This is a genomic window from Yersinia sp. IP36721 (assembly GCF_003634395.1).
Classification (GTDB): Bacteria; Pseudomonadota; Gammaproteobacteria; order Enterobacterales; family Enterobacteriaceae; genus Yersinia; species Yersinia entomophaga.
This window is the reverse complement of sequence record NZ_QCZL01000001.1, coordinates 346,967-372,762: the sequence shown is the minus strand read 5'-3', so window position 1 is coordinate 372,762 and position 25,796 is coordinate 346,967. Positions and strand designations below refer to the sequence as shown.

Sequence of the window (25,796 nt, the reverse complement as noted above, 5' to 3'; positions counted from 1 at the left end):
GACATGAGTGTTAAAGGAATCACCCCGCAAGAGCTCGCCGATTATGGCATCCATAGTGTAAGCGAGATTGTTTACAACCCTAGTTATGAGCTTTTATTTCAGGAAGAAACCAAGCCTGATCTGCAAGGCTATGAGCGCGGGACTGTCACCAATTTAGGCGCTGTCGCCGTTGATACCGGCATTTTTACCGGCCGCTCCCCGAAAGATAAATACATCGTTCGCGACGCCATCACTCAAGATACCGTGTGGTGGGCCGATCAGGGCAAAGGCAAGAATGATAATAAACCGCTGAGTCAGGAAACCTGGACCCAGTTGAAAGGGCTGGTTACCGAACAATTATCTGGTAAGCGTCTGTTTGTGGTTGATACTTTCTGCGGTGCGAACGCTGATACTCGTCTGAAGGTTCGTTTTATTACCGAGGTTGCGTGGCAGGCACACTTCGTGAAAAACATGTTTATCCGCCCTACTGATGAAGAACTGGCCAATTTTGAGCCTGATTTTATCGTGATGAACGGCGCTAAATGCACGAACCCGAACTGGAAAGAGCAGGGTCTTAACTCCGAAAACTTTGTGGCATTCAACCTGACCGAACGCATGCAGCTGATTGGCGGCACCTGGTACGGCGGCGAGATGAAGAAAGGTATGTTCTCAATGATGAACTACCTGCTACCGCTGAAAGGCATTGCTTCCATGCACTGTTCTGCCAACGTGGGCGAGAAAGGCGATGTAGCGATCTTCTTCGGCCTGTCTGGTACCGGCAAAACCACCCTGTCTACCGATCCTAAGCGTAAACTCATCGGTGATGATGAACACGGCTGGGATGATGACGGCGTGTTTAACTTTGAAGGCGGCTGCTACGCCAAAACCATCAAACTTTCCGAAGAAGCCGAGCCAGATATTTATCACGCTATTAAGCGAGACGCTCTGCTGGAAAACGTCATGGTACTGGCCGATGGTACCGTTGATTTTAACGATGGATCGAAAACGGAAAATACACGAGTTTCCTATCCGATTTACCATATCGAAAACATCGTTAAGCCAGTATCCAAAGCTGGCCACGCAACCAAGGTCATTTTCCTGACCGCCGATGCGTTTGGTGTTTTACCACCGGTATCTCGTTTAACCGCTGATCAAACTCAGTATCACTTCCTGTCTGGCTTTACCGCCAAGCTGGCCGGTACCGAACGCGGCGTAACCGAACCAACGCCAACCTTCTCTGCCTGCTTCGGCGCGGCTTTCCTGTCGCTGCATCCAACTCAGTATGCCGAAGTACTGGTAAAACGCATGCAGGCGGCGGGCGCTCAGGCCTATCTGGTTAACACCGGCTGGAATGGCACAGGTAAACGTATTTCGATTAAAGATACGCGTGGGATTATTGATGCCATCCTGAATGGCGATATTGATAAGGCTGAGACATTCACCTTACCAATATTTAATCTGACGGTACCGACGGCGTTGCCGGGCGTGAATCCAGAGATTCTGGACCCGCGTCAAACCTACAGCAGTCTTGAGCAGTGGCAGGAAAAAGCGGAAGATCTGGCAAAACGCTTCGTCACCAACTTCGATAAGTATACCGATACCCCTGCTGGCGCAGCTTTAGTCAGCGCCGGGCCGAAAATCTAATCTGTTTTACTTATGCAAAAGGGCACGATATTCGTGCCCTTTTTTGATCTTGCTGATTCTTACTGATATTAGTCGCTCACACCGTCAACCGTGTTTGCCCGGTGCCACCGATTTCACGTCTAAGGGCAATGGCAGGTAAGCGCGAATGCACAGCCCGCCCTTCTCACTGGTGCCGATATCCAGCATACCTGAGTGAGCATCAAGAATACGCTGTACGATTGCCAGTCCCAGACCGGTGCCGCTGGTGCTACGAGCGCTATCGCCGCGAACGAATGGCTGGAACAGATGCTTCAATTCTTCCGGTTTGATACCCGGCCCATCATCTTCCACTTGGAACCAGGCGCGCTGTAACTCAGTGCCGCTGCTTACTTTTATCCAGCCATTACCATAACGAGCTGCGTTAACCACCATGTTCGCCAACGCACGTTTAATCGATAACGGATGCATTTCGACCTTCACTTCGCCGTCGCATAAATCTGTTTCAATTTCCCGCTCATATCCGCTTTCTGCTGCAATGACTTCGCCCAAAATGGCGTTCAGATCGCAGGTTTCCGTCGGCATTTCCTCCCCGGTGCGCAGGTAATCAATAAACTGTTCGATGATGGCATTACATTCTTCAATATCTTTATTAATGGATTCAGAGAGATAACCATCCTCTTCTGCCATCATTTCCGTCGCTAGGCGAATACGGGTCAGCGGTGTACGTAAATCATGGCTGACGCCCGCCATCAGAAGCGTGCGGTCATCTGCCAGCAGCTTTACTCCGGAGGCCATTTGGTTAAATGCCCGGGTTACCGAGCGCACCTCAGACGCGCCATATTCCCGCAGCGGCGGCGGAATATTGCCTTTCCCCACCTGTAGCGCCGCGTGCTCCAGCTCCACCAAGGGCCGATTCTGAATGCGGATAAACAGCCAGGCTCCGCCTACCGCCAGCAGCATAATCGCTAGCGTATAACGGAACAGCGGCGAGAAATCACCCTGATGAATTTCAGTCAGAGGAACCCGCACCCAGATGTCTGGCGATAGCCAGGTTTTCAGCCAGACGACCGGCGAGTTTTTATTAACCTCAACCCGCACATCCGTTGGCCCTCCAAGCTGCTGGGCCATTTGATCGCTGAGAAACTTGTAATGCTGAGCCCAACGCAGGCCACTCTCCTCCGCCGCAGCATTGGTATACAAAGAAATTCCCAACTCACGGTAGATTTCACGCCGAAAAGCGGGCGGGACCTCCAGTAGCGTGCCGTCTTCCAGTTGCAGCCGGTCGGTCATCAGCATACGAACTTCGTAAGCCAGAACCTTATTGAACTGCTGCAAACTAGGCAAAATGGCAAAGTTTAGTACCACTAAATAAGTTGTGACCAAACTGACGAACAGCAAGGTCACAATCAATAACAGGGTACGGGCAAACGAGCTACGCGGAGAAAAGCGCCATCGCCTCATGCTTTACTGCCGTCCGGTACGAATACGTAGCCCAAGCCCCAAACGGTTTGGATATAACGCGGATGAGCAGGATCTTCTTCCACCATACGGCGTAGACGGGAGATTTGAACATCGATGGAACGTTCCATGGCGCTGTACTCACGGCCGCGAGCCAGATTCATCAATTTATCGCGGGATAACGGCTCACGCGGATGGCTCACCAATGCCTTCAGCACGGCAAACTCGCCGCTGGTCAATGGCATAGGTTCATCTTCGCGAAACATTTCGCGGGTCCCCAAATTCAGTTTGAATTTGCCGAAGGAGATAATCGCCTCTTCCTGAGAAGGTGCACCCGGTAGTTCATTGGCCTGACGGCGCAACACCGCACGAATACGCGCCAACAGCTCACGCGGGTTAAACGGCTTAGGAATATAGTCATCTGCACCGATTTCCAGACCAACAATACGGTCAACTTCTTCGCCTTTCGCGGTCACCATAATGATTGGCATTGGATTGCTCTGGCTACGCAGGCGGCGGCAAATAGATAGCCCATCTTCGCCCGGCAACATCAGGTCCAGAACCATCAGGTGGAATGATTCACGGGTTAGCAAGCGGTCCATCTGTTCAGCATTGGCTACGCTGCGGACTTGAAAACCTTGCTCAGTCAAATAGCGTTCCAAAAGCGCACGCAGGCGCATGTCATCATCGACGACCAGAATCTTGTGATTCTCTTGCATTTTAGTACTCCCAAAGGCTGTATTGCCCGACCTGAATATTGTTAGAAAAACTCACGCTAACAGACAGCTATTTATGGTATATATTCTAGTCGAAATTGTTACAAAGCTTATTGTTCTACCTAATAATCAACACTTTTCGTCAAATGGCCGGTACCGAATCTCTAATATCCAGTAGGTTGCCTCGCCGTTGGGTGTCTGAACCGTGATTTCATCATCTACCTGTTTACCAATCAAGGCTCGCGCCACCGGCGAGTCAATTGAGATCCATTTTTTGGCCGGATCGAATTCATCTGGGCCAACCAATCGAAAAAACCGCTCTTCTCCCAGTTCATTTTCCACCCTAACCCAAGCGCCAAAATAAACTTTTCCTTCCTGACGCGGATCGGGATCGACGATTTTCAACACATCCAGACGTTTGGATAAAAAACGCACCCGACGATCGATTTCCCGCAGGCGTTTTTTCCCATAAATATATTCGGCATTTTCAGAACGGTCGCCCATTGCGGCTGCTTCTGAAACTGCCTGCGTCACCCTTGGCCGTTCTTCTCGCCATAGATATTTTAGTTCGAGGTCCAGAGCCTGCCAGCCTTCGCGGGTGATGTAATTACTTTTCGACATTCTCTTATCCACTCAACACGGGTTGGGTATTCAGTCATCCAATATAACGTAACTTATCATCAATACGTTGTCTTCCCTCAGATTACGCCAGGTTGTTTACTCGAGCCATGCCTCAAACTTTACCTATCTCGACGGTCATAACTTCACATTAAGACAGACTGTGTTGACTTTTTATACGGCGAGTTATAAAGATTAATACGCGCAGAAAAGCGCTCAAGTAACATTGATTAACATGATGTTATATATGGATTTATTTAAAATCACGGAGGATTTTAAAATGGAAATTATTATTCTTGAAACCAAGCTACCAGAGCAGAATAAACCTCGACCAGCAGCCGAACAATAACGGTCAAGACCTCCCTAAAATATTAGGGAGGTTAGCTCATACTGACGTTTATAAAACAATTTATGATCTGGAGAGCGAATCATGGAAGGTATCAACAAGCCTTTATTACTGCCCAATACGGTAGTTTTAGACAAGACGGCCTCGCGAGCGGGAGTGACGCTAACTATCGCAGACCTCAATCAATGGGATAACTTCAAACGCCTGCTTGAATGCTGTGACGGCACGCAAACCCCACAACAAATCGCTACACACCTATCACTCGACATCACCACCGTTAATCATACTTTGGCATCTCTGGAGTCCGCAGGCTTCATCTGGTGTCTGCCAGCGTATCAGGCGATTCCTACGCCACTTTTTTTGACGGAATTCAACCGCTGGCTGCCCATTTGGGTGCATAAGATGTATGACCAACAGATATGGCAAGATTTGTATGATGGTAAAGAATCGCCGTCGGTGCTTATCGGCTGGGCGCAGGAAAATATGCATTACACTCGCAGCGTTATGTCGCATATGCCTCGGGCTATTCACTATGCCGATGACCAAATCGGGCATGGCATCCAATTTCGTCATCTCAGCGAAGAGTGGGATCATTACCGGTTATTTATGGCCGCTTGCCACGATGTGGGTATCGATCAGGCTCAGTTGGATCAAAGCCCGCCCCTAGCCAGTACCACCAGCATTACGCGTTTTATGGCCAATGTGGCTCAAATGGGAACGCTGGTGTACAACGCCTGCGAAGCCTTGCTGGAAGCCACCACCCAAAACGGGCAATCGGTGATCGATTTCTATCAAACGGCCGGCGAGCGGCTAGAACTCCCTCAGGCATTCACCGATAAGCTGATTCATCATTTGATGGCAGATCAGAAGTTTGAACATATCGATATCTTCGAACACCTACTGGAAGGTCATTCGACATTACCGGCACAGAAAGTTACTCAGATTTTCACTAGCTGTCATCGGCTCGCCAATTGGTTTGAGATATGGCATGACGATATTTATCGGCATTATCACTCATTGCCGCTTTCTGGCGCTCAGTGTGTTTCTACATCATCCGACCAGCTTTCTGGTACCCACTACGCAAGTTCAACCATATAGGAAAGGGTTAACTTTATGGATAATACCGCGACAGCCCCAGCACTACCCCTTCTGACTCCTAAGGACTTATCCTTTCCCGCTGACGCTTGGAACATGATTCAGCCCGAAGAGATGAATGAACAGTTTATCGCCGTGACGACTTCGCTGCGTGGCTGGCTGAAAGGCGGCGCAATGAGCGAATACTATGGATTAACGCCTCACTGCTGCAAACTCGCCGTTGAAATGTGCCACCTGCTGTATGGATTAGATAAAGCGCTGGTACGATGCGCTGCGGAAACCGAAGATAAGCAGCTTCAGGAGCTTTTTATTCTGCATGCTTTCCACGCTCATCGAATGAAAAAAACCTGGGATAACATTTGTCATGAGCTGACCCAAAAACCTCTGGCTGAACTGGAGCCACTGACCTCAACCTTAATGTTGCAGCTCACACTGGAGAATATCGCCGCTAAAGATCCTCTGGCTTTTGCCTACGCCATCGATCTATTTGGATCACCTGGCTACATCGAATCTATCGAACCGGTAGTGGCGTTCTTTAGCGAGCTTTTGGATAACCCGGAAATCATTGCTCACCTTGCTACGTGGAAATCAGAGTCTATTGATAATGACACCTCTTTCGCCAGTATTCCCCTGACCAAAGTCTACGGATATCCCCTTGCGGGCAGCTATGGCAAAGCCTGTTGCGATTTTATCGGTCCGCGCCTGCAACGAGATATCGATACCAGCCTGATTAATCTGGCGGCTCTGGGGGATCAATTTCATTTGTTTTATCGCGGTGTGCAGGTTTTTTACGTCGAGAAGGCATTCTCCTTCCCTCAATTGCACATGAATTGGTTACACAGCGCCTAATGCCACCAGCACCACAATCGGTGAATACTGGAGAAAATCATGCTGTTAAAAGATTCCGTTGTGGTTGAATATGTTCGCGAACGAGTTTTGCGCCTCACCTCCCGGCTACAGGTAGTTGAGCTGGTTCATGATGATATCAATGCATTTTTTGTCGAAATGCTGTCGAGAAACCGAGACCCAGAATCCGCTTTGATAGAAACAGGGTGCAGCGCCGATTTCAGCCGAGACTTTATGGCATTCCTGCATAAAAACGTTCTGCTCTATGCCATTCCGATTAATGCTGATTATATTGCTGCCGCAGATGCCGCTGACCTGATAAACAACGAGCTGAATCATTGGGCGGATATACTTTACTTCGACCCATTCTGGTCAACGATGGAAAACCCGACGGCAGCGACAGATCTGAATACGCTTTATGCTTGGGCAATAGAAAACTACCACCATACTCACAGTGTGATCCGACATTTAGGAGCCGCGCTATCTCATACTCAGAATCAATTGGTCGCGGACAAACTCATTACACATTTGTCTGAGGAATGGGATCACCCTTATCTGTTCAAACTTAGCGCAATACGTTTTCGCCGTGCTCATCTGCTACCCGCACTAGAAGAAACGCTGTTGCCGTTACCCTGCACTCAGTCTCTTTGCGCGCTGTTGCAATTGGCCGCCAGACGAGGTTGTTTCGCCTACAAAAGCTGCGTAGCCGTACTGGAAAACACCGCTCGACGAGTCAATGAAACCCGAACATTTTATCGAAATATTGCCGAGCGAAACGCGTTAGATTATAGCGTGGTTGAACCCTTCGTTATCCACGCAGAAACGGATGAAAACTATGATCATCTTAATTCGTTAAGTCAGTTTTCTGCTCACAGTCCGCCTTTAGCCGTAGCTTGCGTGGAAGAAGCCTTAGGGTTGGCTTATCGTTTTGCAGAGGCACTCAATCTGTGGCAACGCCATATGATGGATTTGTACCTCACTCGCTCTTTAGGTGAAGGCCATCGAACTCGACAAACAGCCTAGGAGTGGCTGGGTATATGCCGTTGTGGATAAATACTCGGCCGTTACTATCAATCTCTATTATTTTTGCCGGATCGTCATTGGCCTATTACATGCTGATGACGACTCTCGCCACTTATCTCTATGATTATCTGAACTTATCCGTAGCCACCGTTGGCACCATCATTTTTGGCTACGTTTTTACCTCACGTCTGGCAAAGGTCGCTTTGGGGCCGTGGTTCGATCGATTAACTCTACGCACTAGCCTGATGCTTTCTTTAAGCATTGCCGCCGTCGGTTTTTTACTGGCTGCATCAGATAAGCTGATAGGTATCCTTGCTCCTTGGTGCCTCTGTATTGCTGGCGTGGGCGTTTCTTCCATCGTATTGCTAACCCACTCTGCTATCGCGCGCCAAAAACAGTCTTCATCCGACGCTTCTCACGCTCCTGCCGATTATTCATTTATCTACGTTCTTATGCATGGCTCGGCATTAATCGCCCCTGCCATTGGTTTTAATATATTGCTCAATTATCCTGGTCAGCTGTATTGGGTTATTGCTAGTTTCTATCTCGCTCTGCTGCTATTTTGCCGGTTTTTTCTCTCTGAACCTCACCACCAGTCAGTTGAGAAAGCCAAACCGATCGTTATAGATTTTCTGATCGCCTTCAAAAAACAGCATTACTGCCGATTCTTGCTGATCAATAGCCTGCTATGGATGCTTTATGCTCAGCTTTTTTCCACCATTCCACTCTACGTGCGCGAAGTATTAGGCGCAGAAAGCCATATCACGCGGTTCTACATGGTCGAAGCCTTGTCTGTGATGGTGCTGCAATACTGGGTCAGCGCCCATATTAACCCGCGGATTCAGGCTTATTTTCCCAAGGTGACATTAGCGGCGTTTTCTCTATCCTTCCTGCTGATTTACTACGCTCATAACATGTTTTTCATCCTGCTGGCAGGCTGTATTTTTGCCTTTGCACTAATGGTATTTATGCCGTGCTCAAACGCGGCTAATGCCTCATTCGCCGAGCCAGGGCGTTTCGCTACCTACTTCGGGCTGGTATCACTGTCTGCCACTCTGGGAGATTCGCTCGGCAGTATATTGGGAATGGTCTGCTTTGATTTGTTACTGCAAAACGAGATGCTAAAACACTACTTTCTCTGGCTCGCCGGCATTACCGCAGCACTGGCAATTCTCTGTCGCAATCCGTATAACTGTCCTTTCTGATTTCCCTATTCATCTATCGAACTGATACCAGACTTATGAATGAACCACTGAGCCGCATTATTGCAAGCGAACTACAGGCCCGGCCGGAGCAAGTCATCTCCGCTATCCGCCTGCTTGATGAAGGTAATACCGTTCCCTTTATTGCACGGTATCGTAAGGAAGTTACCGGCGGGTTGGATGATACCCAGTTGCGCCAGCTGGAAACCCGTCTGGGTTATCTGCGTGAATTGGAAGACCGCCGCCAAACCATTCTCAAATCCATTGAAGATCAAGGCAAGCTAACTGAGCAACTCGCCGGTGCCATAAACGGCACTATGAGTAAAACCGAGCTAGAAGACCTTTATCTGCCTTATAAACCGAAGCGTCGCACGCGCGGACAGATTGCGATTGAAGCCGGTCTGGAACCTCTGGCCGATAGCTTGTGGAACAATCCGCAGCAAGAGCCTGAACCCGTTGCCGCCGCCTATATCGATGCTGAGAAAGGCGTTGCCGATACCAAAGCCGCCTTGGATGGCGCGCGTTACATCCTGATGGAGCGTTTCGCCGAAGACGCCACGCTGCTGGCTAAAGTGCGTCAGTATCTATGGAAAAATGCGCACCTCGTCTCAAAAGTAGTTGAAGGCAAAGAGCAGGAAGGGGCAAAGTTCCGCGATTACTTCGAACATCATGAACCTATCGCTCAGGTACCTTCGCACCGCGCATTGGCTATGTTCCGTGGCCGCAATGAAGGCGTGCTGCAACTGTCTCTGAATGCCGATCCGCAGTTTGAAGAACCGCCGCGTGAAAGCCAGGGCGAACAGATTATTATCAATCATCTGGATCTGCGCCTGAATAATGCGCCTGCCGATGCGTGGCGGAAAGCCGTCATCAACTGGACATGGCGCATCAAAGTTTTACTGCATTTGGAAACCGAATTGATGAGCACCCTGCGCGAGCGGGCGGAAGAAGAAGCCATCAACGTGTTTGCCCGTAATATGCAGGATTTGCTGATGGCAGCACCTGCCGGCATGCGCGCCACCATGGGTCTGGATCCAGGATTACGTACCGGAGTCAAAGTCGCCGTGGTTGATGCCACCGGTAAATTAGTGGCTTACGACACGGTTTACCCTCATACCGGTCAGGCCACCAAAGCCGCCGCCACTGTCGCGGCGCTATGCATCAAGCATCAGGTTGAACTGGTGGCAATTGGTAACGGCACCGCGTCTCGGGAAACAGAGCGCTTCTTTACCGAATTGCAGCAGCAATATCCGGCGGTTACCGCACAGAAAGTGATTGTCAGTGAAGCCGGAGCCTCCGTGTATTCCGCATCTGAGCTGGCGGCACTGGAATTCCCCGATCTGGATGTCTCTATCCGTGGCGCGGTGTCAATTGCCCGTCGCCTGCAAGATCCGCTGGCCGAGCTGGTTAAGATCGATCCAAAATCTATCGGGGTTGGCCAGTATCAGCATGACGTTAGCCAGAGCCAATTGGCTAAAAAACTGGATGCGGTGGTTGAAGACTGCGTAAACGCCGTTGGCGTGGATCTCAATACAGCGTCGGTGCCATTACTAACCCGCGTTGCCGGTCTGACGCGCATGATGGCGCAAAATATCGTGAACTGGCGTAATGAAAATGGTCGTTTCCGTAATCGTGAACAGCTATTGAAAGTCAGTCGTTTGGGGCCAAAAGCCTTTGAGCAGTGCGCCGGTTTCCTGCGCATCAACCACGGCGATAACCCGCTGGACGCCTCGACGGTGCATCCCGAAGCCTATCCGGTAGTCGAACGTATTCTGGCTGCGACCGAGCAGGCGTTACAGGATTTAATGGGCAATCCAACCGTACTGCGGAACCTGCAAGCCAGAGATTTTACTACCGAGCGTTTCGGTGTGCCGACGGTGACAGATATTCTTAAAGAGTTGGAAAAACCGGGTCGCGATCCGCGTCCTGAGTTTAAAACCGCAACCTTCGCAGACGGCGTTGAAACCATGAACGACCTCACCGTGGGAATGATTCTGGAAGGTTCGGTGACTAACGTCACCAATTTTGGAGCCTTTGTTGATATCGGCGTCCATCAGGATGGTTTGGTGCACATTTCTTCACTGGCAGACAAATTTGTCGATGACCCACATAAAGTGGTGAAAGCCGGCGATATCGTCAAAGTGAAAGTAATGGAAGTAGATTTACAGCGTAAACGTATTGCTTTAACGATGCGTTTAGACGAGCAACCGGGAGAAACCAATGCCCGACGCGGCAGCGCTGACAATAGTGCTAAACCTCGTCAGGGAGGACGCAATAGTCAGGATTCTCGCGATAGAGCGCCAGCCAAAGGACGCACTGCTAGCGCTACCGGCGCAGGCAACAGCGCCATGAGCGACGCGCTAGCAGCGGCCTTAGGCAAAAAACGCTAATCCAACCGCGCCGCTGACTCTTGTCAGCGGCGTTTTTCCTTCCCAGTTCGCGCCACTCTCTCCCTTTTCTCACTGCTATTCTGTGATATGCCTTTCATAATCTTTTGGTCTATAAATATGAAATTTTATATTCATAGATGATTAGCAGAAGCTAAACATCTATTTTCTGAGTCCATCATATTTTTTCTATTTGTGTTGGACCTCTCAAAATAAATGAGGCGACTGACGCAACCCTAAGGATTTATTAAGAAACATAATAAATAAGATTAACTAAATATAAATCCAGATATTAATTGATTCAAATCATGGTGAATTGCAGATAGTGTAAATTAGAATTATTATCCTTAAGGCTGGTCGTATATGTAAATTGAAATACAATTCATTAACCATTTTAACCAGCCATTCTCGTTTGCGAACGCCACACTTTGGTGCTAAAAAAAGAAGATATCGGCCTAGAGCATATTATTCCTAATGTCGTAACGAATATTTACCATTAGGTTTTTGATCGCTGTTGAATACGATAACGATTCTCACTATCATTATTGTGTCTATTATCGCTTAGCGCTACCGCCCGCAGTTCAATGGCTAGCGCTAATAGCCCGATTCCTCTGGCAGATAATGTGATATTCGCACCTGGCGTTGAGCTGGTTAGTCCGCCATTTTGTTGCCGATAATGTCATCTTTTATTATCACGAGGGTTATATGCATCTTCTTCCTCAACGCGCTTATAAGATTTTGGGATTCTCTCCTGAAATCAGCCCGGCTTATCGACAAAAATTATTGTCGCTCGGCATGTTACCCGGTTCATCATTTAATGTTGTGCGTCTCGCACCATTAGGCGATCCCATTCAGATAGAAACTCGCCGCGTTAGCTTGGTCTTGCGTAAAAAAGATTTAGATTTTCTGAATTTGGACCTACAGCCTTAATTTTTAGGTTCCTTTCATTTTATTTTCTCTGCGGCTCGGTTGGGTATATCACCTGGTCTAGATTAATTTTAATTTACTCATATTACGTTGGATCATGAAAGCACTCACAATCGGCTTAATTGGCAACCCCAATGCAGGTAAAACTACACTGTTCAACCAACTGACCGGAGCACGTCAGCGCGTAGGTAACTGGTCTGGGGTCACGGTAGAACGGAAAGAAGGTCATTTTTCCACGGCGCAGCATCAGGTGACTTTGGTTGACCTGCCCGGCACCTATTCCCTGACGACCATCTCTGAACAAACCTCGCTGGATGAACAAATTGCCTGTCACTACATTCTCAGTGGCGAAGCCGATCTGTTAATCAACGTAATAGATGCGTCGAATCTGGAACGCAACCTCTATCTGACATTGCAGCTGCTAGAGTTGGGCATTCCATGCATTATCGCGCTGAATATGCTGGATATTGCCCAAAGTCAACGAATCAAAATTGACGTGGATGCGTTGTCTAAGCGCCTTGGTTGCCCGGTCATTCCACTAGTTTCGACTCGTGCAACAGGTATTGCCGAACTGAAAACCAGCATCGACCAATATCAGCCGAACACCGATAACGCTCTGGTGAACTATCCGCCGCTGTTGCTGGAAGAAGTTGAAAAACTGACTTCGGCCATGCCCGATAGTCTGCCAATGCAGCAACGGCGCTGGCTGGCGTTACAAATGCTGGAAGGTGATATCTACAGTCTGGCACGCTCCGGCGTTTCGCCCGCTTTGCTGGCAGAATCCCGTCAACGGCTTAAAGATCAACAACATGAAGATCCCGAACTGGTGATTGCCGACGCTCGTTACCAAAGCATCGCAACGCTGTGTGATGCGGTTAGCAACGCGCAACAGGCTGAACCTAACCGTCTGACTCAAATGCTAGATAAAGTGATTCTGAATCGTTGGCTCGGCGTGCCAATTTTCCTGTTTGTTATGTATTTGATGTTTGTATTGGCGATCAATATCGGCGGGGCGCTACAGCCAATTTTTGATATCGGCTCATCGGCGATATTTATTCAGGGTCTACAATGGGTTGGCTATACCCTGCACTTCCCCGAATGGCTGACGATATTTTTAGCTCAGGGGATTGGCGGCGGGATCAACACTGTTTTACCGCTGGTACCGCAAATCGGCATGATGTACCTGTTTCTATCCTTCCTCGAAGATTCTGGCTACATGGCTCGGGCGGCTTTCGTTATGGACCGCCTGATGCAGGCTCTGGGGCTGCCGGGTAAATCCTTCGTGCCGCTCATCGTCGGGTTTGGCTGTAACGTGCCGGCAATTATGGGCGCACGTACCTTGGACGCTCAGCGCGAACGCCTGACAACCGTCATGATGGCGCCCTTTATGTCCTGTGGTGCACGTCTGGCTATTTTTGCCGTCTTCGCCGCCGCTTTCTTCGGGCAGGACGGTGCCAGCATCGTATTCTCCCTGTATTTGCTCGGCATCGTGGTCGCCATTCTTACCGGACTGCTACTCAAGTACACCATTATGCGCGGCGAAGCCTCTCCCTTCGTGATGGAACTGCCGGTTTACCACGTTCCTCACTTAAAAAGCCTGCTGCTACAGACCTGGCAGCGCCTGAAAGGCTTTGTGCTGCGCGCCGGTAAAGTCATCGTTATCGCCAGTATTTTTATTGGTGGATTGAACAGCTTTACCTTCGGCGGGAAAGCCGCCGATAGCATTAATGACTCAGCTTTGGCCTCGGTCAGTAAAGTACTCACGCCGTTGCTGACGCCAATGGGCGTACACGCCGATAACTGGCAGGCCACCGTGGGCTTGGTTACCGGGGCTATGGCGAAAGAAGTCGTTGTGGGGACATTAAACACTCTGTATACCGCCGAGCAAATTAAGAACGAACCTTTTGATGCAGAAGGCTTTAATTTGCTGGATGAACTCGGCGGAGCGGTAAACGAAACCTGGCAGGGATTAAAAGATACCTTCAGCCTGAGCGTACTTTCCAACCCGATAGAAGCCAGCAAGGGTGACGGTGAAATGGAAGCTGGTTCAATGGGCATGATGAGCAGCAAATTTGGCTCCAGCGTGGCGGCTTATAGCTACCTGATCTTTGTTTTGCTCTACGTTCCCTGCGTTTCCGTTATGGGCGCGATCGCCCGTGAAACCAGCCGCGGCTGGATGACCTTCTCAATTCTGTGGGGACTAAACGTGGCTTACTCACTGGCAACGCTGTTCTATCAGGCCGCGACCTTTAGCAGCCATCCACAGCAAAGTTTGGGCATTATCGCGGCGGTCATCGTCTTTAACATTTTGATATTCTTCGGCCTGCGCCGTGCTCGCAGCCGGGTAACCTTCCGCCTACAGAATCGACAGCCCGCGAGTGGCTGCCAAAATGGCGGCGGTCACTGTCATTAATCAGGGAGAAATCAATTATGGCCAGTTTGATGCAACTGCGTGACACCCTTGCCCTGAACGGCTGCATGGAAGCTAGCCAGCTAAGTCAGCAGTTGGCCGCACCGCTACCTTTGGTAGAAGCTATGCTAGAACGACTGATTGCTATGGGAAAACTGGAGCGTATCGAGCAGGATAACAGCGGATGCCTGAGCGGTAGCTGTAAAAGCTGCCCGGAAGGCCAGAAATGCAATACCGTGGTGTATCAGTTAAAAACCCACTAAAGAAAAAGGTGATGTCAGCAATGGCATCACCTTATTGTTATTCAACGATAATTACTTATAAACATCTGCGGTAGCGTTAAATTTTTTCTTTTCATTTTCCGAGATGATGACGTAGTACTTGCCGCCTTTTTCGTCGGCTTTAGCCGACAAATCCTGTTTCACATCCAGTGGAGACATGGCTTCGCCAGAAGAAGAAATGGTGCCAATTTTTTCGTAGCCTTTGTCTTTCGCTTCTTGTCTTGTAATTTCTTTCGCTGCCAAAGCGCCAAAAGACAACCCACCAACAACCAGAGCAACCGCTACATTTTTCAATAATTTCATGGTAATACCTCGCATTAAAGTGATAGGTGCGTGTACAGAAAAATTGAGCCAAGTAATAACGATATGAGTTAGATTTGATTTGTATTGATGCGCCTACAGGAAAGGTTCATCCCCCAGAGGAAGGGTTACAGAAAAATCGGCGCGATGAACTGCCCGTTCTGTAGCACCTGATCTAACGCTTCTAATTATTGAGTAGATTCAGTATTTAGCCACTAAATGACCAATATATTTCGATCCCGTCGAGGTAATGACAGAGATAGCCCTTCTCCCGACGGCGTGACTCCATTAAGAACTCTGAGCAGTCTCAGCGGCAAAATTAATGATTAACTCTGCAAAATCATCAGGGTGAGAGATAAATGGAGCATGAGCCGAGCCTTTCATCACTACAGAGCGACTTTGAGGTAAAGCATCATCCAGCAACGCGGCAACTTTGCGCGGCACCAGACCATCCAGATAACCATAAATACGCAGTAACGGGACAGAACAAGCAGCCAGCTCCTGACGTAAATCCACCGTGCGCAAAATTTCCAGGCCACCGGTCAATACTTCCACCTCAGGCATTTGATGATTCAATACCACCGATTTCAGCAAGCGTGCATCCTGACGGGCGCTTTCCGTCCCCAGCGTTTGTAACGCCAAAAAACGCTCAACGGTGCGTTGAAAATCTTCCGTTAGCTGCTGTTGGAAACCCGCCAGCACTTCTGGGCGAATCCCCGGCCATTCGTCATGGGCGGTAAAACAGGGGGAAGAAGAGACCGTAATCAGGCCGCTCACGCGCTCCGGGTGACTCAGGGCAATCTGACTCGCCACCAACCCGCCCATTGACCACCCCAGCCACAGCGCCTTCGCTGGAGCCTGTTTCTGTACAATATCAGCCATCTCATCCAGCGACATCGCACCATAATCTCGGCTGCGTCCGTAGCCCGGCAAATCGACCAGATGAATACGAAAATGCGGGGCAAGCCGCTCAATCATGCAACGCCACACCTCGGCGTTCAGTCCCCATCCGTGCAGCAGCACAAGATCGCGATCGCCTTCGCCGCAGGTCTGCCAATAAAGCTTTGTCATCAGTTACTATCCTGTTGCCTTCAACATCAAGGAAGATGCCTATGCTAACAATCACCGGGCTATGTTGGCTATGCCGACAACCGTTACATCTGGCTTTTCACGGAATTTGCTGTTTCTGTTTACGTCATTTACCCATGCCGCCACCCTGCTGTTTTCGCTGTGGCTTGCCCTCATCACAGCCCGAACTACCCTGCGGTCGCTGCCTACAGCAACCACGGCCATGGCAGCGGATACTGTTCATCGGGGATTATCAACCGCCGTTAAGTACGCTAATAAAAATGCTGAAATTTAAGGGTTTTTCACAATTAGCGCCGGTTTTGGCTCGCTTGATATTCTTACGCTGGCGAACGATAAAATACGCCGATAGTGCGGCAATCAAGCCTCAGCGGTTGATCAGCGTGCCGTTACATCACCAGCGCTGCTGGCAGAGAGGTTTTAATCAAAGCGATTTATTGGCGCGACCTTTGGCTCGCTGGCTAGGCTGCGATTATCATCCTGACAGTCTAAAACGCCTGTCTGCCGCGCCACCGCAGCGGCAGCTCACCGCCAGCGCGCGCCGGAAGAATCTAAGGGGAATATTTCGCCTTACCGAAGATTTTTGCGGTCAGCACGTCGTATTACTGGATGATGTTGTGACAACGGGCAGCACGGTTGCCGAGATAGGCGCTATGCTGCGGGAACAGAAGGTAAGCTCATTGCAGGTTTGGTGTATTTGCCGCACCTTGTAGTCACGGCGTCAATGGGCGTATTATAACCGACAAGAGCAGTCAACTATTGAGCTAATGCCATGATCAAAATAACAGATGCAGCACAATCTCATTTTGCCAAATTGCTGGCAAATCAAGAAGAAGGTACCCAAATCCGCGTATTTGTGATCAACCCAGGTACTCCAACGGCAGAATGCGGTGTGTCCTATTGCCCGCCGGATGCGGTTGAGGCCACAGATACCGAGCTAAAATTCGAGCAATTATCCGCCTATGTGGATGAATTGAGCGTACCTTATCTGCAGGATGCTGAAATCGACTTCGTTACCGATCAGTTAGGCTCGCAGTTAACCCTGAAAGCGCCTAATGCCAAAATGCGGAAAGTGGATGATTCTGCACCGCTGATGGAACGGGTAGAGTACGTTTTGCAGTCGCAGATTAACCCACAGCTGGCTGGCCACGGTGGTCGCGTTACGCTGATGGAAATCACCGATGACGGGCTGGCAATTCTTCAGTTCGGCGGCGGTTGTAACGGATGTTCGATGGTCGATGTGACCCTGAAAGAAGGCATCGAAAAAGAGCTGTTACAGAAATTCCCTGAATTGAAAGGGGTAAGAGACCTGACCGAGCATCAGCGCGGCGAGCATTCTTATTACTGATTCCGTTGTCTTAAACTGGCAATGGCAACTCTCACTGCCGTTGCCTAATTGAGAAACGCTGGAAAATAAAGGGGGGTCGACTCATCATCGGCTCCCCTTTTTAATTTCTACCCTTCAACGAATGGCATCGGATAAACGCTGATGGTTAACCCGCAGAGACATTCTTGCGCCGCTTATCCAAATCCTTCAAAAGACGGTTAACCCGCTGATCGGCAAACATCTCCTCTAAAGAATGGGTCAGCTTACGACGCCAGTTCGGATACTCATCGCTGGTGCCGGGAATATTGACCGGCGCTGCCATATCTAACCAGTCTTCCGGCTGTAATCCCAACAACGCGCTGGCGCTATCTGCCACATAGCGTTGTAGACCTCTATTTAACGTTGGACTCATCGCTAGCAGCGCCGCCTTGCGGCCGACTTTCTTCGGTACGCAGCCATAATGGTGCAAACCTTCCAGCAGGCCTTGCTTGGCTCTTTCCCGATCCGCATACAACTGTTTGAGAATCTGCTGGTCTGGGTACAAACCCAGCTTATTGCCCAAAGTCAGATCGTCACTTTGCCAGTAGCCACGCAGCGTCGGTAAATCATGAGTAGTAATAGTCGCCATCGCCTGCACCGGATAAGACTGAGGCGCACGGAAAGTGTTTTCGCTATCTCTTTCAAAGTAGAGCACTTTGTAAGAATAAACACCGCTATCCCGCAGCTTGCTGACTATTTCCACCGGTACTGTCCCCAAATCCTCTCCGATCACCATGCAGCGATGACGCTGGCTTTCCAGCGCCAGTACTGCCAAAAGATCGTCAACCGGATACTTCACATAAGCGCCCTGATCTGCCGTTTCACCATAAGGAATCCACCACAGGCGCAGCAGCGCCATAACGTGGTCAATCCGCAATGCGCCACAGCTGGTCATATTGGCACGCAGCAAATCAATAAATGGCTGATAGGCTCTGGCTACCATCACGTGAGGATCCATCGGCGGCAACCCCCAGTTTTGACCTAAAGGGCCAAGAATATCTGGCGGCGCGCCAACCGAGGCTTTCAGGCAATAGAGTTCGCGATCGCACCAGGTTTCCGCGCCGCCTTCGGCTACGCCAACCGCCAAATCCCGATACAAACCTATCGGCATTTTTTGCTGCTGGCTGTGGCGGAAACACTGGGAAAACTGGCTGGCTGCCAACCACTGCAACCACAGGTAGAAAGTCACCTCATCACTATGCTGCTGGCAAAACTCCGCCACACCTTCGCCCTGTCCATCGCGGTATTGTTCTGGCCACACCGGCCAGCCCCACATAGCAGAATCCTGTTGGCTTAAATGAGCATGTAAAGCATCGAAAGCGGCCTGTTGCTGCAAACTTTTACCGCCCTGCTCCACAAACTGCCGGAAGTCCTGCATTTGCTTATCATTGGCTGCTCGCGCCAAAAACAGCGGGAAAGCCAGACGTAAACCGGCCAGTTTCAGCTCTGTCACTTTGGCGTAATCGACCCATTCGGCGGTGCGGATCGCAGCCAGCGTGCTTTGGGTTTGCGGCAGATGCCACCAGCGCTGAGCTGCTTCACTCTGCTGAAATTCCTCCACGTTGTTCACGTCGATATAAACCACATTCAGCCAGCGACGGGACGAAGGGCTATATGGGCTGGCGCTATTGGGATTGGCCGGATACAACGCATGAATCGGATTTAAGCCGATAAATGCACCGCCACGCCCTCCGACCTGTTCAACCATTCGGTCTAAATCGCCGAAATCACCGATACCCCAATTACGCTCCGAACGTAAAGTGTAGAGCTGTACGCAGGCGCCCCAGAGCTTTTTTCCGGTCAGCAACGCGTCTGGCTCATAGCAACGTTTCGGTGCCACAATGATTGAACATTGCCATTGCTGCGTACCTTGCTCCAACGCTAGATGATGGTAACCAAGGGGTAACGATGCCGGCAACGTCAGGGTTTTTTGGGCGCTAACGCGCCCTTGATGTGAAATACCCTCTTCTGTCACCAGTTGCCAGTGATAATCACCTTCACCGCCGATAGCCAGAGTCATCGGGCTTACGTGAGTAAAGACTTTCACCACCGGTAACGGCGTTTTCTCACCCAGCGAAGGCTGAACGGAATCCGGGCTTCGTCCCATGGCTACCAGCAGTTTCTGCTTGGTTTCCATCGGTATAGCCTGCTGTTTACCGTGGGCATTAATGTAGCTGGCGGCTATCCCTGCCAGCGTAGCTGCCTGATCGAGCGATTTACGATCCATGCAGTCTCCTTAACGTTTGGCTTGCCAGATTCGCTGCTGATAATCGCGAATCGAACGATCGGAACTAAACATTCCTACCCGCGCGGTATTAAGAATGGTGCGACGAGTCCATTCCTCTTTATCACGATACAGTGCATCAATCTGCTGTTGAGCCTCACAATATGAAGCAAAATCAGCCAGTACCAGATATGGATCGCCCCCTTCACGCAGGCTATGCAGCATCATATCGAAAGCGTGTTTATCACCGTTGCTGAAGGCACCGCTGGCCAGTTCGTCCAAAATACTCTTCAGATGCGCATCGGCTTTCAAGACTTTCAGTGGCTGGTAGCCTTTCGCCAAAATAGCTTTAACCTGCTCGACGGTGTTACCAAAGATAAAGATATTCTCATCACCGACCTGCTCGGCAATTTCAACGTTAGCGCCGTCCAGCGTGCCCACAGTTAAAGCGCCGTTCAACGCCAACTTCATGTTACCGGTGCCCGATGCCTCTTTACCGGCAGTGGAAATCTGTTCAGAAACATCTGCCGCCGGAATCATCAGCTCGGCTACGGAGACTTTATAATCAGGAATAAATACAACTTTCAGACGATCTTTGACGATCGGATCGTTATTGATCTTCTCGGCCGCCTGATTAATGGCGTAAATGATATTTTTCGCCAGGTAATAGCCCGGTGCCGCTTTTGCACCAAACAGGAAGACCCGCGGGGCAATATCCAGATTAGGATTATCGCGAATCTGGCGATACAGCGACAGAATATGCAGTAAATTCAAATGCTGCCGCTTGTACTCGTGCAGGCGCTTAATCTGCACGTCAAAGATGGCATCTGGATTCAGCGTAATTCCCATAGTGCGATGGACGTATTCGGCAAGTTTTACCTTGTTGTCGTACTTAATCTGCTGATAGCGCGCACGGAATTTTTTATCCTCGGCGTAGGGCTCCAGCCCTTCCAGCACATCCAGATTGTTCGCCCATTCCACTTTTAAAGTTTCGTCGATCAACGAAGAAAGGGCCGGATTACACTGTTTTAGCCAGCGGCGCGGCGTAATACCGTTGGTTACGTTATGGAATTTTTCTGGCCACAGCTGGAAGTATTCCGGGAACAAATCTTTAACCACCAAATCCGAATGTAGTTGCGCCACGCCGTTCACCGCGAAACCGCTGACCACACACAGGTTTGCCATACGTACCTGTTTATCATGATGTACGGCCAGTTTTGCCCACACCGCTTTATCCCCAGGCCACTGTTTATCCACCCGTTTTTTAAACTGAGCGTTGATTTGCTTGATGATGGCAAAGTGGCGCGGCAACAGGCTACGCACCAATTTTTCATCCCAACATTCAAGGGCTTCCGGCATCAGTGTATGGTTGGTATAAGCGAAGGTTTTACTGGTAATAGCCCAGGCAGCTTCCCAGCTCAACTGATGTTCATCCAACAGCACTCGCAGCATTTCAGGAATAGCGATGGTTGGGTGGGTATCATTCAGCTGAATCACTTCATATTCAGGCAGATCGGCCAGTGTACGTCCGGCGGCGTGATGTTTGCGTAAAATATCTGCCACAGAACAGGCGCACTGGAAGTATTGCTGCATCAGACGCAGACGCTTTCCGGCCAGATGATTATCGTTGGGATACAGAACCTTAGTCAGTTTTTCCGCATCAATACCGTTTTGTTCGGCTAGCAGGAATTTACCGTCGTTAAACTTAGTCAGATCAAACGGATGAACGTGGGTTGCCTGCCATAAACGCAGGGGCTGAGTCACCCCATTGCGGAAGCCCAATACCGGTAAATCCCAGGCTTCACCGCGCAGCGTAAAATCTGGACGCCAAAGCTGACGACCATCGGCCTGTTTTTCCAGCTTGCCACCGAAACTCACGTCCACCGCCAGCGCCGCATTATGACGGAACCACGGGTAGCTCTCGCGCTCCCAGTTGTCTGGCGCTTCCTGCTGCTTTCCTTCGCTAAATGACTGACGGAACAGCCCATATTGATAGTTCAGCCCATAGCCCGTCGCCGGTTGCTCCACCGTTGCCATCGAATCGAGGAAACAGGCCGCCAAACGTCCCAGACCACCGTTACCCAAAGCCGGATCGGTTTCCTGCTCCAGCAAGTCGGCCAGATTGACCTGCTGCTCTGCCAGCAGTTTCTCAACGGTTTCATACCAGCCGAGGTTGATAAGATTATTTGCCGTCAAGCGACCAATCAGGAATTCCATTGAGATGTAATTCACATGGCGCTGCGTTTTTTGCACTTTAGTCGGCGCCGGTTGAGCCGCCAACTGTTCGGCCAATGCCGCGCTGACCGCCTGCCACCATTGGTGCTGGGTCATCTGCTGGGCCGAACTGAGGCCAAAGCGCTGCCACTGACGGGTCAGTGCTGCCAGAAAATCATCCTTCTTTAGCATGGGCTGTGACATAGGGAAGTCTCTATCCTGTGAGTGGGGTAATTTTACCCTTATCCTGCCGAGGAGAATCGGCAAGAGCATCATCCTGGTAAGGGATTAGCTGGGGATGAGTCGCAGGGCGTAGCTAAAAATGTGATCAGGTGCAACTTACGACCATAGGAAGTATTAACGTTATTGCAATAATTTGGCCGTTATCAGACCTTAACAGGGCTGATTAATTACGAGGCTTAAAATAATTATCCCTATGAATCCGCCGGTCTGTCGTTGCCATTTGAGTCTGGAATAATATGCTGATCCCTTCAAAACTGAGCCGCCCGGTACGGCTGCAAAATACCGTTGTGCGCGATCGCCTATTGGCCAAACTTTCTGCGGCAGCGAACTATCGCCTGACGCTGGTGAATTGCCCAGCGGGGTACGGTAAAACCACGCTGGTTGCCCAATGGGCAGCGGGGCAATCCAACCTCGGCTGGTATTCACTGGATGAAAGCGACAATCAGCCTGAACGTTTCGCTACCTATCTGGTCGCGGCGGTGCAACAGGCCACCGGTGGACATTGCAGCAAGAGCGAAGCGCTCAGCCAAAAACATCAATATGCCAATCTTTCGGCGCTGTTCGCCCAATTATTTGTGGAACTGTCCGACTGGGACGGGCCGCTGTATCTGGTGATTGATGACTATCATCTGATCACCAACGACGCCATTCATGAAGCCATGCGCTTTTTCCTGCGCCATCAGCCTGAAAACCTCACGCTGCTGATTTTGTCCCGCACGCTGCCGCCTTTGGGCATCGCCAATCTGCGGGTGCGCGATCAGTTACTGGAATTGGGTATTCAACAGTTGGCGTTTAATCATCAGGAAGCGCAGCAATTCTTTGATTGCCGCTTGCCAGTACCATTAGATCAAGGAGATAGCAGCCGCCTGTGTGACGAAGTGGAAGGTTGGGCTACGGCTTTGCAGCTTATCGCCCTTTCCTCTCGTCAACCCAATTCATCGGCGCAAAAATCCGCTAAACGTCTGGCTGGGTTAAATGCCAGCCATCTATCCGATTATCTGGTAGATGAAGTATTGGATCAGGTTGATGCTAATGCTCGTGCATTTTTGCTACGTTGTTCGGTGCTGCGTTCAATGAACGATGCGCTGATTGTGCGTCTGACCGGCGAAGACAACGGCCAGCAACGGCTGGAAGAATTGGAACGACAGGGGCTATTCATTCACCGAATGGATGACACTGGCGAATGGTTCTGTTTCCATCCGCTGTTTGCCACTTTCCTGCGTCAACGCTGCCAGTGGGAACTGGCGTTGGAGCTACCGGACCTTCACCACGCCGCGGCTGAAGGTTGGATGGCGCTGGGTTATCCCGCTGAAGCTATTCACCATGCGCTAGCGGCTGGCGATGTGGGGATGCTGCGGGATATTCTGCTGCAACACGCCTGGTCACTTTTCAATCACAGCGAATTGGCGCTGCTAGAACAATGCCTTAGCGCACTACCTTATTCTTTGCTGATACAAAATCCTGAACTGGCGCTGCTACAAGCCTGGCTGGCGCAAAGTCAGCATCGCTATAGTGAAGTTAACACTCTGCTCGGTCAGGCCGAAACGGCGATGCTGGAACGTAAAATTCCGATTGATGCTGCGCTCAGCGCCGAATTTGACGCACTGCGAGCGCAGGTAGCCATTAACGCAGGCAAGCCAGATGAAGCGGAAAAACTGGCAACCGATGCGCTGAAATACCTGCCGATGGCCAGTTACTACAGCCGAATTGTGGCAACCTCCGTCACAGGTGAAGTGCATCACTGCAAAGGTGAACTGGCTCGCGCGCTGCCAATGATGCAGCAAACTGAGCAAATGGCGCGCCGCCACCAGGCCTATCACTACGCGTTGTGGGCTCTACTGCAACAGAGTGAAATTCTGATTGCCCAAGGCTTCTTGCAGGCAGCGTTTGAAACTCAGGAAAAAGCCTTCGAGCTGATACGCGAACAGCACCTTGAGCAATTGCCGATGCATGAATTCTTACTGCGTATTCGCGCGCAGGTGCTGTGGTCGTGGTCGCGACTGGATGAAGCAGAGGAAGCCGCACGTCAGGGCATCGCTATTCTCGCCAACTATCAGCCACAGCAGCAGTTGCAATGTCTGGCAATGCTCTCCAAATGCTCGCTGGCGCGGGGCGATTTAGATAACGCCCATATGTATATTCAACGCTGCGAAGCCTTGATCCACGGCACTCAATACCATCGCGACTGGGTAACCAATGCGGATAAGCCCAGAGTGATTTACTGGCAAATGACCGGTGATAAAACGGCTGCGGCTAACTGGCTGCGTCAGGCGGAAAAACCGGGCATGGCCGATAACCATTTCCTGCAAGGCCAGTGGCGTAATATTGCCAGAGTGCAGATTATGCTCGGTTATTTCGATGAGGCCGAAGTGGTACTCGATGAACTCAACGAAAATGCCCGTCGCCTGCGCCTGACCAGCGACCTCAACCGCAACCTGCTGTTAAGTAATATTCTTTACTGGCAAACCGAACGGAAAGGCGAAGCGCAAAAAGCGCTGATAGAATCTCTGACATTGGCAAACCGCACCGGTTTTATCAGCCACTTTGTGATCGAAGGGGAAGCAATGGCACAGCAGTTACGTCAGCTTATCCAACTGAACGCGCTGCCGGAACTGGAACAACATCGTGCTCAACGCATCCTGAAAGACATCAACCAGCATCATCGCCATAAATTTGCTCATTTTGACGAACGCTTTGTCGATAAGTTACTGACCCATCCGCAGGTGCCAGAATTGATTCGTACCAGCCCGCTGACTCAGCGGGAATGGCAGGTTCTCGGGTTGATTTACTCCGGTTACAGTAATGAGCAAATAGCCAGTGAACTGGACGTCGCCGCCACCACAATCAAAACCCATATTCGTAATTTGTATCAAAAATTGGGCGTGGCGCACCGTCAGGAAGCGGTGCAACAAGCGCAGCGATTGCTGCAAATGATGGGATACGGCGTTTAACCGACCGCTGATTTTATCTGGCGGACATTTATCCATACCAACCAATGGGTCTTTATTGGCATAAAATTGATTACAATAGCGGCATAACCACATTAATCGCCAATAAAAGGGTGTCAGCAGTATGGAACAATTTGAAGCAATCGACGTTGAGCAAGCCTACACTCGCTGGAAAGAGGGTCAGGCGGTTCTGGTGGATATTCGCGATCCGCAGAGCTACGAAGCCGGCCATGCGCCGGGCGCATTTCATTTGACCAACGGCAGTTTGCAGACTTTTATGCAACAAACCGATTTTGACCAGCCGGTGATGGTGATGTGCTATCACGGCAACAGCAGCCGCGGTGCCTCTCAATACCTGCTGGAGCAAGGTTTCGATGCTGTTTACAGCATTAACGGCGGTTTCGAAGCCTGGGCCAGAAATTACCCGCAAGATGTCGCTACAGACAAAGCCTGATTTACCCCTTTTCCCAATGCAAGAGGCCGCCGCTGGCCTCTGCCTTGCGC

General features: G+C 50.3%; 20 protein-coding genes. 13 read left to right on the top strand and 7 right to left on the bottom strand.

The genetic code is table 11. The annotated features are described in order from the left end of the window. The first annotated feature begins 3 nt into the window (after positions 1-3). The gene (gene pckA / locus DBA33_RS01585; protein WP_120805338.1) at positions 4-1,623 is read left to right on the top strand and encodes a phosphoenolpyruvate carboxykinase (ATP); all 1,620 of its coding nucleotides are present in this window, start codon (positions 4-6) and stop codon (positions 1,621-1,623) included. 84 nt (positions 1,624-1,707) lie between these two features. Here pckA and envZ read toward each other — a convergent pair whose 3' ends face one another. The 3 genes from envZ to greB all read right to left on the bottom strand — a co-directional run bounded on the left by envZ (position 1,708) and on the right by greB (position 4,397). Next, positions 1,708-3,063 (bottom strand): two-component system sensor histidine kinase EnvZ, encoded by a 1,356-nt coding sequence (gene envZ, locus DBA33_RS01580; protein ID WP_120805336.1) that lies wholly within the window; start codon positions 3,061-3,063, stop codon positions 1,708-1,710. Further along, positions 3,060-3,779, bottom strand: a complete 720-nt coding sequence (gene ompR, locus DBA33_RS01575; RefSeq protein ID WP_049597277.1) for a two-component system response regulator OmpR — start codon at positions 3,777-3,779, stop codon at positions 3,060-3,062. The genes envZ and ompR overlap by 4 nt, the downstream gene beginning before the upstream one ends. A gap of 126 nt (positions 3,780-3,905) precedes the next feature. Next, positions 3,906-4,397, bottom strand: coding sequence for a transcription elongation factor GreB (gene greB, locus DBA33_RS01570; RefSeq protein WP_064515658.1), 492 nt, complete (start codon positions 4,395-4,397; stop codon positions 3,906-3,908). Positions 4,398-4,824: 427 nt separating this feature from the next. On the opposite strand from greB, the gene DBA33_RS01565 reads away from it, so the two are divergent. The 8 genes from DBA33_RS01565 to feoC all read left to right on the top strand — a co-directional run bounded on the left by DBA33_RS01565 (position 4,825) and on the right by feoC (position 14,893). Then, complete coding sequence (locus DBA33_RS01565; RefSeq protein WP_064515659.1) at positions 4,825-5,838, top strand: hypothetical protein; 1,014 nt, start codon at positions 4,825-4,827, stop codon at positions 5,836-5,838. Positions 5,839-5,853: 15 nt separating this feature from the next. Next, positions 5,854-6,684: a hypothetical protein gene (locus DBA33_RS01560; protein ID WP_064515660.1), complete on the top strand. Its 831-nt coding sequence runs from the start codon at positions 5,854-5,856 to the stop codon at positions 6,682-6,684. A 39-nt stretch (positions 6,685-6,723) separates the two neighbouring features. Next, positions 6,724-7,704, top strand: a complete 981-nt coding sequence (locus DBA33_RS01555; RefSeq protein ID WP_064515661.1) for a hypothetical protein — start codon at positions 6,724-6,726, stop codon at positions 7,702-7,704. Positions 7,705-7,718: 14 nt separating this feature from the next. Next, positions 7,719-8,909, top strand: a complete 1,191-nt coding sequence (locus DBA33_RS01550) for an MFS transporter (RefSeq protein ID WP_064515662.1) — start codon at positions 7,719-7,721, stop codon at positions 8,907-8,909. Between the two features lie 35 nt (positions 8,910-8,944). Next, positions 8,945-11,296 (top strand): Tex family protein, encoded by a 2,352-nt coding sequence (locus DBA33_RS01545; RefSeq protein ID WP_120805334.1) that lies wholly within the window; start codon positions 8,945-8,947, stop codon positions 11,294-11,296. A 702-nt stretch (positions 11,297-11,998) separates the two neighbouring features. Next, positions 11,999-12,223, top strand: coding sequence for a ferrous iron transporter A (feoA, locus tag DBA33_RS01540; protein WP_049597284.1), 225 nt, complete (start codon positions 11,999-12,001; stop codon positions 12,221-12,223). A 94-nt stretch (positions 12,224-12,317) separates the two neighbouring features. Continuing rightward, the gene (gene feoB / locus DBA33_RS01535; protein WP_120805332.1) at positions 12,318-14,633 is read left to right on the top strand and encodes a Fe(2+) transporter permease subunit FeoB; all 2,316 of its coding nucleotides are present in this window, start codon (positions 12,318-12,320) and stop codon (positions 14,631-14,633) included. 17 nt (positions 14,634-14,650) lie between these two features. Next, positions 14,651-14,893, top strand: coding sequence for a [Fe-S]-dependent transcriptional repressor FeoC (gene feoC / locus DBA33_RS01530; RefSeq protein WP_120805330.1), 243 nt, complete (start codon positions 14,651-14,653; stop codon positions 14,891-14,893). A 51-nt stretch (positions 14,894-14,944) separates the two neighbouring features. On the opposite strand, the gene DBA33_RS01525 is transcribed toward feoC, so the two are convergent. Beyond that, positions 14,945-15,214, bottom strand: a complete 270-nt coding sequence (locus DBA33_RS01525; protein ID WP_064515666.1) for a YdgH/BhsA/McbA-like domain containing protein — start codon at positions 15,212-15,214, stop codon at positions 14,945-14,947. Positions 15,215-15,499: 285 nt separating this feature from the next. Further along, positions 15,500-16,282 carry a pimeloyl-ACP methyl ester esterase BioH gene (bioH, locus tag DBA33_RS01520; RefSeq protein ID WP_064515667.1) on the bottom strand — a complete coding sequence of 261 codons (783 nt, stop codon included), beginning with the start codon at positions 16,280-16,282 and terminating at the stop codon, positions 15,500-15,502. Between the two features lie 41 nt (positions 16,283-16,323). Here bioH and gntX point away from each other — a divergent pair, with 41 nt between their 5' ends. Together gntX and nfuA are read left to right on the top strand one after the other, a co-directional pair. Beyond that, positions 16,324-17,010 carry a DNA utilization protein GntX gene (gene gntX / locus DBA33_RS01515; RefSeq protein ID WP_064515668.1) on the top strand — a complete coding sequence of 229 codons (687 nt, stop codon included), beginning with the start codon at positions 16,324-16,326 and terminating at the stop codon, positions 17,008-17,010. A gap of 59 nt (positions 17,011-17,069) precedes the next feature. Continuing rightward, a complete protein-coding gene (gene nfuA, locus DBA33_RS01510; protein ID WP_064515669.1) occupies positions 17,070-17,645 on the top strand; it encodes a Fe-S biogenesis protein NfuA in 576 nt (191 codons plus the stop codon). Between the two features lie 145 nt (positions 17,646-17,790). Here the strand turns inward: nfuA and malQ are convergent, their stop codons facing one another. Then, entirely contained in the window at positions 17,791-19,890 is a 2,100-nt protein-coding gene (gene malQ, locus DBA33_RS01505) for a 4-alpha-glucanotransferase (protein WP_064515670.1), read from the bottom strand. Between the two features lie 9 nt (positions 19,891-19,899). Next, on the bottom strand, positions 19,900-22,305 hold the full coding sequence (gene malP / locus DBA33_RS01500) for a maltodextrin phosphorylase (protein WP_120805328.1): 2,406 nt from the start codon (positions 22,303-22,305) through the stop codon (positions 19,900-19,902). A gap of 275 nt (positions 22,306-22,580) precedes the next feature. Here malP and malT point away from each other — a divergent pair, with 275 nt between their 5' ends. Further along, on the top strand, positions 22,581-25,295 hold the full coding sequence (gene malT / locus DBA33_RS01495) for an HTH-type transcriptional regulator MalT (protein ID WP_064515672.1): 2,715 nt from the start codon (positions 22,581-22,583) through the stop codon (positions 25,293-25,295). Positions 25,296-25,416: 121 nt separating this feature from the next. Then, the gene (gene glpE, locus DBA33_RS01490; protein WP_064515673.1) at positions 25,417-25,746 is read left to right on the top strand and encodes a thiosulfate sulfurtransferase GlpE; all 330 of its coding nucleotides are present in this window, start codon (positions 25,417-25,419) and stop codon (positions 25,744-25,746) included. Positions 25,747-25,796: the final 50 nt, after the last annotated feature.

Coding starts and splice junctions, on each gene's coding strand:
- DBA33_RS01565 (WP_064515659.1), top strand. CDS start 4,825: ATGGAAGGTATCAACAAGCCTTTATTACTGCCCAATACGGTAGTTTTA.
- DBA33_RS01525 (WP_064515666.1), bottom strand. CDS start 15,214: ATGAAATTATTGAAAAATGTAGCGGTTGCTCTGGTTGTTGGTGGGTTG.
- malT (WP_064515672.1), top strand. CDS start 22,581: ATGCTGATCCCTTCAAAACTGAGCCGCCCGGTACGGCTGCAAAATACC.
- DBA33_RS01550 (WP_064515662.1), top strand. CDS start 7,719: ATGCCGTTGTGGATAAATACTCGGCCGTTACTATCAATCTCTATTATT.
- nfuA (WP_064515669.1), top strand. CDS start 17,070: ATGATCAAAATAACAGATGCAGCACAATCTCATTTTGCCAAATTGCTG.
- bioH (WP_064515667.1), bottom strand. CDS start 16,282: ATGACAAAGCTTTATTGGCAGACCTGCGGCGAAGGCGATCGCGATCTT.
- malQ (WP_064515670.1), bottom strand. CDS start 19,890: ATGGATCGTAAATCGCTCGATCAGGCAGCTACGCTGGCAGGGATAGCC.
- gntX (WP_064515668.1), top strand. CDS start 16,324: ATGCTAACAATCACCGGGCTATGTTGGCTATGCCGACAACCGTTACAT.
- malP (WP_120805328.1), bottom strand. CDS start 22,305: ATGTCACAGCCCATGCTAAAGAAGGATGATTTTCTGGCAGCACTGACC.
- envZ (WP_120805336.1), bottom strand. CDS start 3,063: ATGAGGCGATGGCGCTTTTCTCCGCGTAGCTCGTTTGCCCGTACCCTG.
- feoA (WP_049597284.1), top strand. CDS start 11,999: ATGCATCTTCTTCCTCAACGCGCTTATAAGATTTTGGGATTCTCTCCT.
- glpE (WP_064515673.1), top strand. CDS start 25,417: ATGGAACAATTTGAAGCAATCGACGTTGAGCAAGCCTACACTCGCTGG.
- ompR (WP_049597277.1), bottom strand. CDS start 3,779: ATGCAAGAGAATCACAAGATTCTGGTCGTCGATGATGACATGCGCCTG.
- DBA33_RS01545 (WP_120805334.1), top strand. CDS start 8,945: ATGAATGAACCACTGAGCCGCATTATTGCAAGCGAACTACAGGCCCGG.
- DBA33_RS01560 (WP_064515660.1), top strand. CDS start 5,854: ATGGATAATACCGCGACAGCCCCAGCACTACCCCTTCTGACTCCTAAG.
- DBA33_RS01555 (WP_064515661.1), top strand. CDS start 6,724: ATGCTGTTAAAAGATTCCGTTGTGGTTGAATATGTTCGCGAACGAGTT.
- feoC (WP_120805330.1), top strand. CDS start 14,651: ATGGCCAGTTTGATGCAACTGCGTGACACCCTTGCCCTGAACGGCTGC.
- pckA (WP_120805338.1), top strand. CDS start 4: ATGAGTGTTAAAGGAATCACCCCGCAAGAGCTCGCCGATTATGGCATC.
- greB (WP_064515658.1), bottom strand. CDS start 4,397: ATGTCGAAAAGTAATTACATCACCCGCGAAGGCTGGCAGGCTCTGGAC.
- feoB (WP_120805332.1), top strand. CDS start 12,318: ATGAAAGCACTCACAATCGGCTTAATTGGCAACCCCAATGCAGGTAAA.